This is a genomic window from Acetobacter oryzoeni (assembly GCF_004014775.2).
Lineage (GTDB): Bacteria > Pseudomonadota > Alphaproteobacteria > Acetobacterales > Acetobacteraceae > Acetobacter > Acetobacter oryzoeni.
In genome coordinates this window covers 1,571,692-1,587,987 of sequence record NZ_CP042808.1, presented here as the reverse complement: position 1 = coordinate 1,587,987, position 16,296 = coordinate 1,571,692, and the positions used below count along the sequence as shown (strand labels likewise).

Annotated in this window: 12 protein-coding genes; 6 read left to right on the top strand and 6 right to left on the bottom strand. The window is 47.3% G+C overall.

All coding sequences use genetic code 11. The features are described 5' to 3' along the window. Window positions 1–16 precede the first annotated feature (16 nt). The 4 genes from EOV40_RS07335 to EOV40_RS07320 all read right to left on the bottom strand — a co-directional run bounded on the left by EOV40_RS07335 (window position 17) and on the right by EOV40_RS07320 (window position 6,328). Window positions 17–2,926, bottom strand: a complete 2,910-nt coding sequence (locus EOV40_RS07335; RefSeq protein WP_128105526.1) for a TonB-dependent receptor — start codon at window positions 2,924–2,926, stop codon at window positions 17–19. A 278-nt stretch (window positions 2,927–3,204) separates the two neighbouring features. Further along, window positions 3,205–4,803, bottom strand: a complete 1,599-nt coding sequence (locus tag EOV40_RS07330; RefSeq protein ID WP_128105525.1) for an alkaline phosphatase D family protein — start codon at window positions 4,801–4,803, stop codon at window positions 3,205–3,207. 101 nt (window positions 4,804–4,904) lie between these two features. Beyond that, window positions 4,905–5,843: a FecR family protein gene (locus EOV40_RS07325; protein ID WP_128105524.1), complete on the bottom strand. Its 939-nt coding sequence runs from the start codon at window positions 5,841–5,843 to the stop codon at window positions 4,905–4,907. After that, entirely contained in the window at window positions 5,840–6,328 is a 489-nt protein-coding gene (locus tag EOV40_RS07320) for an RNA polymerase sigma factor (protein ID WP_128105523.1), read from the bottom strand. The genes EOV40_RS07325 and EOV40_RS07320 overlap by 4 nt, the downstream gene beginning before the upstream one ends. A 1,055-nt stretch (window positions 6,329–7,383) precedes the next feature. On the opposite strand from EOV40_RS07320, the gene EOV40_RS07315 reads away from it, so the two are divergent. The 3 genes from EOV40_RS07315 to EOV40_RS07305 are packed head-to-tail and all read left to right on the top strand — an operon-like array spanning window position 7,384 to window position 13,020. Continuing rightward, a complete protein-coding gene (locus tag EOV40_RS07315; protein ID WP_128105522.1) occupies window positions 7,384–8,478 on the top strand; it encodes an efflux RND transporter periplasmic adaptor subunit in 1,095 nt (364 codons plus the stop codon). Further along, the gene (locus EOV40_RS07310; RefSeq protein ID WP_408740472.1) at window positions 8,456–11,596 is read left to right on the top strand and encodes an efflux RND transporter permease subunit; all 3,141 of its coding nucleotides are present in this window, start codon (window positions 8,456–8,458) and stop codon (window positions 11,594–11,596) included. The genes EOV40_RS07315 and EOV40_RS07310 overlap by 23 nt, the downstream gene beginning before the upstream one ends. After that, window positions 11,593–13,020: an efflux transporter outer membrane subunit gene (locus EOV40_RS07305; RefSeq protein ID WP_128105520.1), complete on the top strand. Its 1,428-nt coding sequence runs from the start codon at window positions 11,593–11,595 to the stop codon at window positions 13,018–13,020. The genes EOV40_RS07310 and EOV40_RS07305 overlap by 4 nt, the downstream gene beginning before the upstream one ends. Window positions 13,021–13,089: 69 nt before the next feature. Here the strand turns inward: EOV40_RS07305 and EOV40_RS07300 are convergent, their stop codons facing one another. Next, window positions 13,090–13,599, bottom strand: a complete 510-nt coding sequence (locus tag EOV40_RS07300) for a DUF1269 domain-containing protein (protein ID WP_128105519.1) — start codon at window positions 13,597–13,599, stop codon at window positions 13,090–13,092. A gap of 27 nt (window positions 13,600–13,626) precedes the next feature. Beyond that, complete coding sequence (locus tag EOV40_RS07295; protein WP_128105518.1) at window positions 13,627–13,881, bottom strand: hypothetical protein; 255 nt, start codon at window positions 13,879–13,881, stop codon at window positions 13,627–13,629. 139 nt (window positions 13,882–14,020) lie between these two features. Between EOV40_RS07295 and EOV40_RS07290 the strand changes: the two genes are divergently transcribed. The 3 genes from EOV40_RS07290 to EOV40_RS07280 all read left to right on the top strand — a co-directional run bounded on the left by EOV40_RS07290 (window position 14,021) and on the right by EOV40_RS07280 (window position 16,048). Then, on the top strand, window positions 14,021–14,500 hold the full coding sequence (locus EOV40_RS07290; RefSeq protein ID WP_128105517.1) for a hypothetical protein: 480 nt from the start codon (window positions 14,021–14,023) through the stop codon (window positions 14,498–14,500). A 51-nt stretch (window positions 14,501–14,551) separates the two neighbouring features. Further along, entirely contained in the window at window positions 14,552–15,247 is a 696-nt protein-coding gene (locus EOV40_RS07285) for a Crp/Fnr family transcriptional regulator (RefSeq protein WP_128105516.1), read from the top strand. 90 nt (window positions 15,248–15,337) lie between these two features. Beyond that, entirely contained in the window at window positions 15,338–16,048 is a 711-nt protein-coding gene (locus EOV40_RS07280) for a TetR/AcrR family transcriptional regulator (protein ID WP_128105515.1), read from the top strand. The last annotated feature ends 248 nt before the right edge of the window (window positions 16,049–16,296 follow it).

Genomic DNA, 16,296 nt, shown 5'->3' with positions numbered 1-16,296 from the left:
CTTTTTTCAACACGATCTAGTTGAAAACTACATGAAAATAGACTGCGCGGCCATAATTGTCCCGCTCATCGGCATATTGCAAATGGTTTCCTGTAACATAGGTCGGTTGATAATTAGCTAAATTCATTACTTCATATTTTAATGTAATTCCCGGGAATATCTGATGCCAAAAACCTAGGTTGAAAGTAAGAAAGTTTCCAAATCCGTCTGATGCACCCGGGGTTGCTCCAAAGGATGTGAAATATTTCCCGGAATAATTGACAGTGGTACGAAGTGCGCCTTTTATTTGTGGAATATGCCATGTGAGCATGCCATTTGCGACAAAGTTAGGCTGGTAAATCATTGCGTTATATTTGTATGTCGTGCCACCAGATGAATAACTTTCATGTCCTTGAAGCCATGTCACGTTGGCTTGTAGATCAAGTATCTGGCTAAAAACATGTAGGTTTCTATTTACCACATTGAATTCCAACCCCATAACATCTGCAGAGTTGGCGTTCATCGGGCTGATGACCTCATAGTTCGTACCATTCTGGGTATAAAGACCACGACTGGTAATAATATCGTCTTTGATCCATTTGCTGAAAAATGCCAGGCTCACCATGCCGTTTCCTCGGTTGAACCATTTATCAACGGAAACATCAAAGTTGTGGGAACGGCGGGGTTTAAGATGGGCATTCCCCATGGTCAGTGTGCAATCTGCTCCTCCTGAATCGTTATCGCCGCAACTTTCAGATGCTGCCATGGCGATCTGTCCGGGGGCAGGGCGACCGAGAGACTGACTGTAAGAAGCGTGGACTGTGACATCATGTGGAAAGTGATGCACGGCATCAAATGAAGGCAACGGGTTGATGTAAGATCCAGGTTGTTTTGTGTAACCGGATGAAACTGTTTGAGCTGCGCTGTTGATTTGCGGCGTCCAGCCAGCGTAGTTCGTTGCATCAGCTCTTACACCAGCAATCAGTGTCGTGTTTTTCCACGCATAATGCATCGAGACGTAGCCATCAAAGATATTTTCGCGATATTTGTAGTTAGATATACCGCTATTATATAAAGATTTTTTCTGATCTGCCACTAAAGTTGACCACGGAAATTTGTAACCATTTGGACCAATAAATGTTTCTGGATATGTATTCAGCCACGGCACATGATCGGTTTGTAGCATCTGGTTACTGAAATTTTCTTTACTGTTATAATAAGTCTGTTCTTCATCGTGGTCCAGCGTCAGTTCTCGCCACTGGAAACCACTCATTATGCCAAAGCCTTTGTCGTGTTTATCGGTGTTCCATCCGTAGTCCAGGCGGACAGTCGGAATACGTTCCGATGCTTTTTCCCATGTCTGGTAAGAGCCATCATTATAGAGATTCCATGTTGATGTCTGGGCTGCAGAAGGATTTGACAAGCCGCTCTGGCTCCACATGTAGTCCTGATTTGGATACCCTGAGTAACTGGCTAGCAGGTTTTTGGGATAAGCCCGCGCGGCAATATATGGTTGATAATCACTGTAGTCCTCCATTGTATAGCCGGCACGTAATACAATGCTGTGCTTATCTTTATGCCAGTCGACATGGCCAATAATGCCGCTGTTTTGCCGATGCCAGTCATTCTGTCGACGGCGTACATACATGCTATTGACGGGAATATCAGAGCTGTCGCTGCCAATCCCCATATCCTTCAGATTATAATCTTCCTTGTCCATTACGGAATGTTCCCAGCGGGCGTAGGACCAACCCATAAGTGATACATTAAGGTTTTTGCCAGTTGGTTTCCATTCTAGCTTACCTGATCCGCCGAGATTGGTGACGTCATTTGCGTATTCCCCAGTGGAATACTGGCTTGGACGAACGTGGCCATTCCATGAACTATCAGGAGTACTGTCGCTGGCGCCATCCATATTGTCGTAATAATAACTTTGCCAGTTCTTGGTCGTATTACGTGCGCGGTTCTGGTACCGCATAGACATGACGATACCGAATTCTTTATCTTTACCAAATGTGTCGGAAAACGTGCCCTTGGCACCTTCACCCATATGAGGGGAATATCCCCCTAGACCGTTAGCGCCCACACCGCCGCGCTTGCTTGACCATATACCATATGCATCAACGTATTTATAAAGTCCCTTATGATCGAAGGCGCTCATAGGTATCATATCGATTACACCACCGATGGCATCGCCGTCCTGCTCTGCTGTAAAGCTTTTGTATACATTGGTGCGTGACGTCATTTCAGAAGGAATATCTTGCAGATTAACGCGTCGTGTGCCGCCAGATCCACTTTCCCCAATTGAAGCAATTGTTACGCCGTCCATTGTGGTATGATTGAGGTCTGGACTGATCCCTCTGATACTTACGTAACGAGGTTCGTCCCCATCGGTAATACCTGTTGCGCCGGGTAATTGAATGACCGATTGGGCAACTGATGAAACTCCGCCCAGATTTTCAAAAGGATCATATGCCACGGAATCCATAATAATGTTGGATGTACGCTTTTCGCTCTGGCTTTTTCGGTGACCTGTAACGAACATTTTTTCGATATCATTGATCCCGTCCTTCGGACTGCGATCTGAGGTGGAGGTTTTCCGTGCCGTTTTTTTGGGAACCGTTAGTGCCGGATGAATAATAAAACCGCCATCTGGCACTGTTTCAACCCTAAGGCCTGTACGCTTCAGTAAGCGTTTTATGGCTTCAGAAGAAGTCATATTTCCATTAACAGCTGGCGCTTTCAGATTGGCAACCTGTTCAGGTGTAAAGACAATATTTTCTCCTGTCTGCCTTCCCAGTGCTTCTAAGGCCTGTGCCATTGGTTGGCTGGCAATATGGATTGACGTGGCATTTGCGTTTGAACACAGGAGAGAAGCCCACAAGCTCACTGATCCTGTGGTTAAGAGTAAAAATGAACGAAAAGCACACAGGTTGCGGGCTGTCATATGTCATGTTTCCTAAAGGTCTGCACCAAAGGTGGTCATGACAGGTAGACAATCGGGGATTACCTTTCCTCATCATCTAGGTGGATGTTTCATCAAACTGTCACAAATATTGGAAATATATAATACTGAATATTATTTTGTTTTATTTAATAAAAATCCATATGATTCTTAATGAGATATATAGAATCATATGGATTTAGAAAGCTATTTATACATAAACAGAATGTTTATGTAGTAAGCATTAAGAATACCGATTTCTGCATAATCCTCTTTTTCATTCAGGATTTTTGTAAAACCGGTTTCCCGCGTTCTACCGCAAAACTGGCATAGGTAGAAAGATTTCCATTCTGTTCCATAACCTTGTCCAGCACTTTGAGATCAGCTGTCCATAGGTCACGTCCTACATCACATACAACATAACCGCGTTGATCTGTCGTTGCTAACAATTGGGGATTTTCACGACGAACCGAGCGGCTGAAATGATCATCATCACCTAATCCATCAGATCCAGAGGAAATAGATGTTGCCAGAAATTCGACAGAGACGGGCTTAATATGATCGGTGTCATAGGAAAGATTGCCGGCAAAATGTCGATGTGCGTCACCTGTAACGTTTACAACATTGCCGGGACAATGCTGTTCAATGAATTGAAGCAATCGGTTGCGACTGTACATATAGCCAGACCATTGATCCATACTATAAACAAGTTCGGAATGATCTGATTTACGATGTGCCAGATTCATCATCATGACTTGATGAGCCAGCAAGTTCCATCTGGTATCAGAGCGTGCCAGACCATCGAATAACCATTGTTCTTGTTCTGCCCCCATCATGGTGCGGCTTGGAGACCAGACATCAGCACCTTGTGTTGCTGTCTGGTCAGCATATGCCTGATCACTACGATATTGGCGTGTATCCAGAACGAAAGTATTCATCAGGTCACCATAACGAAGGTTTCGATATATTCGCATATGACTTCCATCAGGCAAGGAACTAAGGCGCAGTGGCATATGTTCATAGTAAGCCTGCATCGCGGACTCTCGCCGTAGACGAAAAATATCAGGAGGTGTGCCGTACTGATCGCTATCGCCAGCCCAGTTGTTATCTACTTCATGGTCATCAAATGTCACAATCCACGGAACAGCGGCATGGGCAGCTTGTAAATCTTCGTCTGTTTTGTACTGCGCATAACGGCGACGATATTCGTCTAAGGAATAGCATTCAGGTCCGATATGTCGTCGGAGTGCCTTAAATGGCCGGCCGTTGAGAGTGTGTATGCCGTCCTTTTTATCTCCTCCTTCATAAATGTAGTCACCATAATGGAAAACAAAATCAACCGGTTCGTTGGCGATGTGGCGCCATGCGGTATAATAGCCTTCTTCATAATGTTGGCAGCCTGCGGCAGCGAAGCGGACACGGGTTGGAGAGGCGTTGAATTGTGGGAATGTGTGACTGCGCCCAATTGTGCTGTCATAACCCGCAATATGAAACCGGTACCAATAGGGACGATCGGGTTTCAAACCTGTCACTTCTACGTGGACAGAATGTGCCAGTTCTGGATGTGCTAACGCCTGTCCTTTACGCACAATCCGCGAGAGACGTTCATCTTCTCCTATTTCCCAATTTACCAGCATGGGCCGGTTATGTTTTATGCCAGCATCAAGATGGAGCGGATTGGGAGCTAGACGTGTCCAGATTACGAACCCATCAGGGGAGGGGTCACCAGATGCAATGCCCAACTGAAAAGGAGAGGTATCAAATTTAGGTTTTTCATCCAGATTACGCGGATTTGCTGCATGGAGAGCCTTTATTCGACTTGCAAATAGCAGTCCCGCTCCAAATCCTACCAGTATATCCCTGCGGTTGAGAAAGGCCATAATGGGAAATCCTTGTTTAAATATGATGAGGATACTCTGATATATAAGACAAATAAGGGGGTATATTTCCTCATTGAATGAAAAGGAGTTTCATAAAAATGTCATGCAGGAAGAAGTGTTATGCCATTTGTGTTATTTACCAACCGAATTGGTAACAGGCGAACAAGCATTTGTAGGAAAGCATTGCCACGGGCAATATAGTAAACACCACTCAATGGCCGGTTAATTAAAAGAGGGGCATCAAGCTTTATTTTCTGCGGTATATAGCGGTTAATTTCAGTTATAACTTCCCATAGCGGACGATTTCGAAATATCAGTCTCCCTTCTTGCCACGATAGCAGCGTGTCAATTTCAGGGTAGTCACTGTGTAAATGTCCATCAGCAAAAAAACGTAGTCTTTGTCCTGGTTGTAGCCACGCGCCAGACGCAGGCAGATGTTCACTGCGAACCAATATTTTGTCTTGTAAAGCAGTTACGTGAACACAGTCAGGGTCAATGCGTATGTTGGTTGATGCGTGTAATTGCAAATAAACGCTGGTATGAGCAGCAATAACCCATAAAGTAGAAGCTGCGGCAGATGCTGATAAAATTACCTGACCTTTTTCTAGCCGACAACATTGGCTATCAGGAATAAAGGCAAGTTTGGTATCAGTATCCATCCGACAGCATATTTTCCCGCCCAGAGTAAAGGTGGAAATATCCCCGGTTTTGGTTTGCAAAAGTTGAGTAGCTTGAACTTTTTGTCCAAGAGGAGAAAGCATCAAAACGCTTGTTCCAAGACAAGCGAGTGCAGTGCGCCGATTTAACAGGATGTTGTTTTTTCTTGCAACTGGAATGGTAGGAAGCATTGTTTGCGGGGCACCTGCTCCGAGCTCCCAAATTTCAGTCAAATACTGGAATTCTGTTGCGTGATCCTGGCTGTCAGCCAGCCACTTTTGAAACGCCTCTTTTTCTGCGTCTGTACAGTTTTCCGAATGTAGCCGTGTGATCCAGTAAGCCGCATGATGTCGGATGGTAGAATATTTCGTGAAGTAATTCACTGTTCCATCCACGATGAAAGAAATGTCAGAGCTTTTATGATATGTTTTTCCACGCTGCTGGAACTGATGTCTAGTAAATCTGCTATATCACGATATTTCATTTTTTTTATACGATGCAGTAAGAAAACCTGACGTGTTCGTTCTGGAAGTTGCTGACATCCAGCATAGAAATGTTCCAGTTTTTGACGGCTTTCATAAGCCTCCTCCTGTGATGGTCTGGCATCACGAACATCAACTAATATATCTTCCCAACTTACGGACGCGATCTGACTTACTTGTTCGCGTTTACGCGTATTATGCGAGAGATTAAGCGCACTGCGGGTAATATAAGCTTCTGGATGTTCAATACTTCCTTCTGGTCGCTCCAGGTAATTCACAATGGCACTTTGCAGATGATCCTCTGCATCCTTTCTGCGTGTCAGTACACGTACTCGACGGCATAGACGTAACCAGTCCTGCCGACGTGGTAACCAATTTTCCGTCAACAGTTTCCTCGCCTCGTTGGGGACACCGAAAGAGATTGCTGCTGTGTAATGTATTTTTCATGAAAATATTTATGACAATTTTATAAAAACTGTGAAAAATTATACCATATTGTAATATTTGTTAAAAAATTAGCTTCTTATGCTCAACAATGGGTTATGGAAAGGTCAAGTGGTTCATACAAAAAAGTGGTATATTTTTTTAGTTATGAATGATACTGTAAAAGTGGTTTGAATATTAAAATGTAAATATATTTACAGGAAATGTAACAAGTATATCTTGAGAGCGGATATATGACACTTCTTGAGATGTTATCTCGCCTCTTTAACCGTCTCGGTAACGCAGTATGAAGTTTTCTGCCTGTGCAATTGTACGTTCCAGTTCCTCATAGTTTAGGGGGGAATGCAGGTACTGGCCCGAAAGGCTTGATGTCCACATTGTTTTTTCTGCGGGATCTATGTCTAGGTTACCGTTTTTTCTCGGTCAATCCGGTTTCCTTCCGGGATGCGGTCTTTGAGGAGGGCGGACGATCTCGCGCAGAGGTTTAAGTTCTTTCAGGGAAACAGTCGGTATGCTGTCCGATGCGTGACTTCAACGATCAGACCATCTTGCGAGACGATACCGTATCGTATAATTAAAAGAGTAATTTACTCAGAGGGTAGTATGACGGTGATGATAAGAGGATTCAAAAATACGGGTTGTCTCGACAGTAATACCTCTGAAAAGCCTAAAGTTTTTATTTTAAAACAGTCAACGGTTTATCTGAAGAGTAATGTTTCACAAATATCTTTGTTGAATAGATTGCGACGCATGGCAAGTCAGTAATACAGTGAACTTATCGTTGGTTTTTCGTCTTGCGGAAAAGTTTGCTCAAAAACCGTTATTGCAGAATGGCATACTCTGGTAACGCGTGTGGATGCATATATTTTGATCCGATTGGGAAGAAGATGGGAAAGCTCCTTTAGGACTACCTCAAAATCTGACCTTTTGAAGGAGCCATTTTCATGACCGGGCTACTGACTCAACCTATTTCTGATTGCGCAAGGACAGAATACCGATGAGCCAGCGCATCTTGTCGTGTGGAACCTGTGCTTATGTTTTGTTGCTTGTTCCTTTAGCTGCATGCCACAAGAAAGCTCCTGCACCGGAAATCAGGCCTGTACGTTCTATTTTGGTGCATCCCAGCAGAGATGGAAATGAGGAGTTTCTGACAGGGCAGGTTGCGCCGCATCGTGTCGTTAATCTTTCGTTTCGCTTACCCGGCAAAATTGTGGAACGGAAAGTAGCGGTTGGCGATGGCGTGCACGCAGGACAATTGCTTGCCCGCCTGGATGATACGGAATCCCGCCAGACATTGCGTGCTGCCACGGCCGATGCACAGGCTGCCAAGGCAGCTTTGGCGCAGGCAACACCGTTGCAGAAGCGCGCCACAGCACTTCTGCCTGATCATGCCATTTCGCGAAATGATTATGACGAGGCCATTCTGCGCTACCGTACGTCTCGCGAAGCAGTGCAATCCACGGAAGCGCGTGAACGCATTGCACGGGAGGAACTGGATCATACTCGCCTGATCGCAAATACAGACGGCGTAATTACGGAGCGCCTGGCTGAGGTGGGAGAGGTTGTTTCCGCTGGTCAGACAATTCTGCGTATGGCGGAAGCTGCGGGCCGTGATGCGCAGTTTGATATATCAGGAGATATCCTGCGTTCCGGCCTTACAACCGGCGCCATTATGGATGTGTGTCTGGATGCAAACCGACATGTTTGCTCACAAGGCACACTTTACGAACTGGCACCGGATGCTGATCCGCTAACCCGTAATTATCATGCAAAGGTACTTCTTCAGACACCGCCGCCGGGCATGACATTGGGTTCCGTGGTGATCGGGCGTCTGGCCGATGCATCCGGCCAGAATATCCACCTGCCTCCCTCAGCCCTTACCGCACAAAACGGCAAACCGGCAGTGTGGGTTATTAACTCTCAGACAATGACCGTGACCTTACGTTCGATTGAGGTTTCTCGCTATGCGGCCAATGATGTCACGGTAGCTTCCGGCCTCCATGAGGGAGAGCGCGTTGTAACGGCAGGCGTGCAGGCCTTGTATCCCAACCAGAAGATTACCCTGCTGGATGATGCCGATGTCCGTCCCTGATAATGCACCATCCCCTGAAGAAACTGGTTCTGATGAGAAAAAAGGCCATATTCTAAATCTTTCTGACTGGTCTATCCGCCACCGGGCTCTTGTTGCGTTCTTCATGATCCTGATTGCGGTTGCGGGTGTCCGGTCATACCTCAATCTGGGGCGTAATGAAGACCCGCCATTTACGGTCAAGACCATGGTTGTACAGGCCATGTTGCCGGGGGCATCGGTTGAGGAAACAACACATCAGCTGACAGACCGGATAGAAAAGAAATTACAGGAAACACCTTATTTCGATTACGTTAAAAGTTATACAACTGCCGGAAAAACCACCATTCTGGTCAACCTCTTGGGCAGCACGCCCAAGGCGCAGGTTTCCGATATCTGGTATCAGGTGCGCAAGAAGGTTGGTGATATCAAGCCTTTCCTGCCATCCACAACAGTCGGGCCATTCTTTGATGATGAGTTTGGAGATACCTATGGCATCATTTACGCTTTTACGGCAGATGGCTTTTCCCACCGAGAGCTGAAGGATTATGTCGAGACCGTCCGTGACGAGCTGCTACATGTGCCGGACGTAGCCAAGATTGAAACGCTCGGTGCTCAGGATGAAAAAATTTACGTTGATATCTCAGGTCGTCATCTCGCCCGGCTAGGCATTAACGGCGCAATGATTGTGGCGGCACTTCAGGCGCAGAATGCCCTTGTTCCTTCCGGTAAGCTTGATACAGGCAAAGAGCAGATCCTTGTTCAACCAACGGGAAAATTCAATTCCGTTGCAGATGTTGCCAATGTTACGCTTTACACGGGCAACCATAAGGTACGGTTGGGAGATATTGCCACCATTACGCGCGAATATGCCGATCCACCGCAAACGCTGTTCCGGGTAAACGGGCAGGATGCTGTAGGGCTGGCTCTTTCCATGAGCAAGGGCGGCAATGTTCTGGCGCTTGAAAAAAACGTTACAGCCAAAATGGCCGAACTGCACGCCCGTATGCCTATTGGGATTGAGGCGCACCTCGTGGCCAATCAGCCCAAGGTGGTCAAGGATGCGGTAGGGGATTTTACGGAGGCGTTGTTTGAGGCCATCGCCATTGTGCTGGGGATCAGCTTCCTCAGTCTGGGTGGTCGGGCAGGAACGGTTGTTGCCTTCTGTATTCCGTTTGTGCTGGCTGTTGTTTTTACCAGCATGGAAATACTTGGGATTGACCTCCAGCGTGTTTCCCTTGGCGCTTTGATTATCGCACTTGGCCTGCTGGTTGATGATGCCATGATCACGGTTGAAAGCATGGTCAGCAAGCTGGAGGAAGGCTGGAGCCTGCCGCGGGCCGCCACATATGCTTATACTTCCACAGCTTTTCCGATGCTAACTGGCACGCTCGTCACCGTGGCGGGGTTTGTGCCAGTTGGGTTCGCGCACAGTGTTGCGGGGGAATATACGTTTTCCCTGTTTGCTGTTGTCGGGTTGGCGCTGATTGTTTCATGGTTTGTAGCCGTTCTGGTGGCGCCCCTGATTGGTGTGACCATCTTGCGGGCCCAGCCCGAAAAAGCCGGGCAGGTGCATGAGGAGCCCAAGAAAGGGCGGATCATGGCCACATTCGAGCGGTTTCTGCTTCTGACCATGCATCATCCACGTAAAACTGTTCTGTTAAGCCTTGGTGCGCTTGTTATCGCCATTGTGCTATCACCATTGATTACAAAACAGTTTTTCCCGGCATCGGATCGGCCGGAACTGCTGGTCAATCTCTCGCTGCGGCAGGGAGCGTCCATTAAGGCGACAAGTGATGTCTCGCGCAAACTGGATGCCATGCTGCGCGATGACCCGGATATCGACCACTGGAGCTCCTATATCGGGCGCGGGGCCATTCGGTTCTATCTGTCACTTGATGAACAGCTGCCGAATGATTTCTTTACCCAGACAGTCATTGTTGCCAAAAGCGCCAAGGCCCGCGAGAATTTGCGCCAGCGCCTGGATACAAAGCTCAGCCGGGACATGCCGGATATTGTACACGGGCTGTTTCCGTTGGAGCTTGGCCCGCCAGTAGGGTGGCCGGTGCAGTATCGCGTATCAGGAAGAGACCCGGACAAGGTGCGCCATTACGCACAGGATGTTGCGCGGATGATGGATGCAAGCGGCAACCTGCATCTGATCAACTTTGACTGGGGGGATCCCGCCCGCAAATTGCGCATTGATGTGCGGCAGGAGGAGGCGCGCCGTCTTGGCCTTTCTAGCGCGGCCATTGCGCTGGCCATCAATTCCACCGTTACGGGTATCACCGCCACACAGGTGCGCGATAGCATCTATCTGGTTGATGTTGTTTTGCGCGCCAAGGCGGATGAGCGTCTTTCCATTGAAAGCCTGCGCAATCTGGACATTCGTTTGCCCAATGATCTGACTGTCCCGCTTTCTTCGGTCGCCAACGTCTCCTATGTCGAAGACTACCCGCTGATATGGCGGCGAGACCGCTTGCCCACCATGAGCATTCAGGCGCAACTGCGCCCGGGTGTGCAGGCCGATAGTGCGGTATCGGCACTGGCGGGCCAGATTGCCGATTTCAATGCGCATCTGCCCCCCGGTTACCATGTTGCCGTTGGCGGTATGGTTGAGGAGGCGGCAAAGGCCCAGAACTCGGTTATTGCCGTTATGCCGGTTATGGCGCTGATCATGATGGCGGTGCTGATGATCCAGCTTCAGAGCTTCAAGCGGTTGGCTCTTGTATTGAGTGTTGCGCCATTTGGCCTGATTGGTGTTGTGGCGGCTTTGCTTATCACAGGTAATCCCATAGGCTTTATTGCTCTGCTTGGGCTTGTGGCTCTGGTGGGCATGATTATCCGTAACTCGGTTATTCTCGTGCATCAGATTGAGATTGAGCAGCAGACAGGCAAATCCGAATGGGATGCAGTGGTAGCTGCTGCGATGATCCGTTTCCGGCCCATTATGCTTACGGCTATTGCGGCCATTCTGGGTATGCTGCCTATTGCATCCAGCGTTTTCTGGGGGCCTATGGCGGATGTGATCATGGGCGGGTTGGCTGTCGCCACGGCGCTGACGCTGATCTTTCTGCCATCGCTTTATGTTTTGTGGTTTCGCGTCAAGGAACCCGCACCCACAACGGAGAAAACATCATGAGGAAAGTGATTTTTCTCCTTCCGCTTCTGTTGAGCGGGTGCGCATGGCTTGCGCCGCATTATAAACGCCCGGAAGTGTCCTTGCCCAAAACATGGGATGGTGTTGGCGCTGTGGCACGGGATGATCGTGAATGGTGGCAGCGCTATGGTGATCCGGTGCTGGATCAGCTGGAAAGTGAAGCCCAGCAGCGCAGCGATGATATCGCTTTGGCAAAAACCAGTCTTTCGCAGGCGCAGGCGCAGTATAGCTACGCATTTGCAAACCAGTTGCCCTCCATTTCTGTTGCGGGCAGTGATGCATACGGAAAATTTGCCGATGGTAAGGTCCGCGCCATGGGGCAGAGCTTTCAGTTTCCCAACAAGACAAGCAATTTTGGCTTTGTTGGTGGCATGTTGAATTATGAGCTCGACTTATGGGGTAAAAACGCCAGCCTTAGTCAGGCTGCCAAAGCAGGTGTAAAAGGGGCTGTTTATGCGCAGGATGCCGCACGCCTATCTGTGGCGGCCGGGGTGGCAAAGCTTTACTTCAGCCTGCGCGCCCTGGATCGCAATGTTGCCATTTTGAAAGACAGCATTCGAACACAGGATGAAATTCTGGCTCTCGTCCAAAATCAGTATGATGTAGGGGCGGTTGATGCTCTTCTGCTTCAGGACGCAACCGAACGGCGAGATACTGTTCACGCTGCTTTGCCGGATATGGAAGATCAGCGCAACAATGCGGAAAGTGCATTATCTGTTCTGGTTGGTCGTTCCCCACAGGAACTCATACAGACTGGCATTGCAAGAGGACAGGAGATTGACAACCTGAAGGTGCCAGACCCCACACCTTCGGTATTGCCATCCGAACTTCTGGAACGCCGCCCGGATATTGCCATGCATGAACAGATGCTGATTGCGAGCAATTTCAACATTGGTTATGCACGCGCGGCCTATTTCCCAAGCATTTCGCTTGCCTCACTTGCCGGTGTGAACAATATTGATATCGACAATCTGTACAGGGCAACCAGCCGTTCATGGACACTTGGCGCCGCCATGGCAGCGCCTGTGCTTGATTTTGGGCGCACGCAAAGTGGGGTAAAGCTGGCAAAGGCCAACAAGAATCAGCAGGTTACCTTATATCAGCAATCGATCCGTACAGCGTTCAAAGAGGTGCGGGATGCGCTTTTGGCACAGAATACGGCTTCTGAGCGTGATGCTGATAATATTGCCCGTGATGAGGCGGCGCAGCAAAAGCTGCATTTAACAACACTTCGTCTTAATCAGGGATATGCCAGCCAGATTGATGTTCTGGTCGCACAATCCACCGTGCAACTGGCAGAACTTTCCCGCGTAAAGGCGCGGTTGCAACGCCTTGATGCATCCGTTGATCTTTACAAGGCAACAGGCGGTGGATTTAAGGCCTCAACTCCAGACGGGAAAAAGTAAGAACAAAACAAGCAGAACGCGTTCAGGAAAACCTACTCCCGGCTTTATGCCGGAAGTAGGGGCAGGGTATCAGCCAATAAGATTGCGCAGCTTTGCTTCGGCCTCGGGGGAAAGTGAGGTTTGAAGGATATGCGGGTGTCCGCCCATATAGCGCAGATCTTCAATAACCTTTTCTGGCTGGGCTTTGCGCACAAGAATGAAAAGAGCGGATGTGCCATTTTTAAGGGTAGTACCAACCTGCTTGATGAAATCATCACTGATGCCATAATCACTCAGCTTGCCATCCAGAGCGCCTGCTCCTGCTCCGGCAACGCTTCCGGCCACAAAACCGGCCAGCGGATTAAGAAAGATCAGGCCCAGCAGGGTGCCCCAGAATGCTCCCATGGCAAGGCCGCTGGAAAAACCAAGGGCTGTCAGATTAACGGACTGGTCTAGGTGCACCTTGCCATCTGCTGTGCGACGCACAACAACGGCATCTTCCAGATCCAGAAGATATTCCTTCTGAAGTTTAAAGCACTCAAATCGCGCTAAGCTTGCGCCATCTTCCGTATCAAAGCCAACAACAATAAGATCTGCCATGAAAATGCTCCGTGTTTTCAGAAAAAGTTACTGTGCTTTACGGTGCCGAAAATGCACAATGGCTGATATTGCCAGTGCAGCTGCCATTGTAAGACAGAACTTGAGATGAGACGCATGTCTTTTCTGCTCATGGGTTTCAAGCTGATCCTGAAGTGTTTTGATCTGGCTTTTCAGGTTTTTCTCCATGCGATCAGCGTGCCCGGAAAAAAGAGTTTCAATATGTTTCTTTAATGCGTCTGAAACAGTGTGATTGTTTTTTTCGTTTAAGATTTCGAGTGTCATACAAACCTCCATTTGGAAGCGGAGTCATGCATGATGCTCCGCTTACCAAGCGCTACAGTTTTTCATCCATATTGTAAACGATACCGTATGGTATTATTGGGTGCACAGAACCGTATCGCTTAAAGAAAGATATATTTCCATGATATTCCGTTTCCATAAGCTTTTTTATGCGTGTTGGATGGCATCCGCCATGTTCGCAGGCATGATGCCCACCTTTGCTGCTGCACATCCCACATGCAGGCAGGTGGATGGAAGCATCAATCTAACGCTTCATGAAACAGGTGCCGTTGTGGGGTATGGTTCCGGGCAGGGGGTTTTTACAGAGGGAACACACCAGTACCCCGTAGAAATCAAAGGCGGAGGGCTACTGACATTTGGCAACGCAACACTGAAAGCCACAGCTTGTGTCACCAATCTAAGCAGGCTGAGTGATCTGGCTGGAACATATTGGACAATTGGAGGAGCCGCCAGCATTACCAATGGAATCTTTGTGGCTGATATGGAGAATGCCCGTGGTGTTGATATGCATGTGCAAGGACAAGTACATGGGCCACTGATTGCAGGTCAAGTAGCCCGGTTTTCTTTGAAGTTTATGTCTAATAATCCACCTGATATTTAAAATATTTGAGAATAATTTAGGTAATTTCGATGATATATTGGAACTGGTTTCGTGATACAAAATCAGATTATTTTTCAAAAACAGATTTCATCTATCTCAGAAAGGGATGCTGCACGTCTCTCCCAGATGGATACACAGGCTCTCACAACCGCTGGGAACATACATCATGTTCCTCCGGGGACAAGGATCTTATTTCAAGGTGATGTTTGCAAAAATGGATATGTCATTCAATCGGGGATTGTAAGGGTTTCTTACGAGCTGGCTGATGGAAGACGACAGATTCTGGCGTTTTACTCAAATGGGAATTTATTAGGGTTTTATGGAAAGAAGACTTATCCGTATTCAGTTGACGCCCTTACAGATTGTCACATTTTGCAATTTGAAGTCAGAAATTTTCAGTCGTTTTTAATAAATCATCCAAATATCCAAAATAAATTTTTACTAAATTCTTTGTGCGAAATTCAATTATTACAAAGACATCTGATCGGGGCAGTAAAATTTGATATTATTTCTAGGACAGCGCAGTTTATTGCAGAGTCTTGTGCATGCGTGCAATATTTTGACCATGCAACTCACATTCTAAAACTTCCTATGAATCGGCGTGATATTGCCGATTATATTGGTATATCCTACGAAAGTTTAAGTCGCGCGATGGCGGTTCTGGAACGAAAAGGATTTATCAGACGTTTGGAAGTTGGGGAAATCTACGTAGAAAATAGTCTGCTGCAATACATTTACTCCTACTAAAAACCACATGGGCAATAGCTTTTGTCTGCTTGGGTTTTACTCAGAACTTGTCTCCCGATAGTCTACATCGTATCAGGCATATCATTAAACATGCTCGCTCAGTGCAAGGAGCAGAAAGGGAAGCAATTGTCTGGAAAGAATGTTGTCCGTGTGACAGGTGGCCGTCCTTCACCAGATGCTGGTGAAGAACTAGATCGCAAGATTATGGATGTCGCAACACAGGCTTTTCTGACAGACGGTTACGCTGCTACCTCAGTGGACACGATTGCTAAAACAGTTGGTTGCAGTAAACCCACCATTTACCGCAGATATCCTTCAAAGGAGGATCTTTTTAAAGCGGTGATGCATAATCGTTGCAGACGATTGTTTGAGGTTGCTCAGGAGGCCGAATTTTCGTCCCGAGAACCCATGGTTGCTTTAAAGGAACTTTTTGAGCAATTTCAGGATTTCTGCCTAGAGCAGGAAACTCTTGAAACATATCGTATTCTTGTCACGGATGCTCGGCGGGTACCCGCTGCTGCCAACAGTCTTTCAACAGAGATTATGCAGCCATTTTTCGAACGCATAGAAATGTTGCTTGCACGCACCTTGCAGTGGCCAGATACACCACAAAACCGTAAGCGCATTCAGGTATTGTCCCGTTATATTCCCGGCTTCGTGTTGCAATGGCCTATGCATCGGGCATTGGTTGGGGTGGAGACATTCAATGATGTTGAAGAAAGGCATCGTCATTTTCAGATATGTTGGGAAATGATTGAAAAAATGATTCAACAAGTAGATGCGCCAAATGCAAGGAGGTAGTGGTATTTTTTTGTAGTATAAATATAAAAATTTCTTTTTATTTATAATTTTTTCTATGCAAGAGATCTTGCTATATTCTGATTTTACTATCGAGAGCAAGATCTGATAAAGCTCTGTCTGGAGCCACTGTTCGCTGCTTAGCCAGAAACGCATGGCTCATCACGTGCTTTTCTTCTTATCTCTAACATGCTGATGTTGGCTGATATAGCTGTGATAATTGCCGCTATTGGTTGTGAGCCAGTCATAGA

Bases quoted from the DNA above. Each gene is read 5' to 3' on its own strand.
- EOV40_RS07335 (WP_128105526.1), bottom strand. From the start codon at position 2,926: ATGACAGCCCGCAACCTGTGTGCTTTTCGTTCATTTTTACTCTTAACC.
- EOV40_RS07330 (WP_128105525.1), bottom strand. From the start codon at position 4,803: ATGGCCTTTCTCAACCGCAGGGATATACTGGTAGGATTTGGAGCGGGA.
- EOV40_RS07315 (WP_128105522.1), top strand. From the start codon at position 7,384: ATGAGCCAGCGCATCTTGTCGTGTGGAACCTGTGCTTATGTTTTGTTG.
- EOV40_RS07310 (WP_408740472.1), top strand. From the start codon at position 8,456: ATGATGCCGATGTCCGTCCCTGATAATGCACCATCCCCTGAAGAAACT.
- EOV40_RS07305 (WP_128105520.1), top strand. From the start codon at position 11,593: ATGAGGAAAGTGATTTTTCTCCTTCCGCTTCTGTTGAGCGGGTGCGCA.
- EOV40_RS07300 (WP_128105519.1), bottom strand. From the start codon at position 13,599: ATGGCAGATCTTATTGTTGTTGGCTTTGATACGGAAGATGGCGCAAGC.
- EOV40_RS07295 (WP_128105518.1), bottom strand. From the start codon at position 13,881: ATGACACTCGAAATCTTAAACGAAAAAAACAATCACACTGTTTCAGAC.
- EOV40_RS07290 (WP_128105517.1), top strand. From the start codon at position 14,021: ATGATATTCCGTTTCCATAAGCTTTTTTATGCGTGTTGGATGGCATCC.
- EOV40_RS07280 (WP_128105515.1), top strand. From the start codon at position 15,338: ATGCTCGCTCAGTGCAAGGAGCAGAAAGGGAAGCAATTGTCTGGAAAG.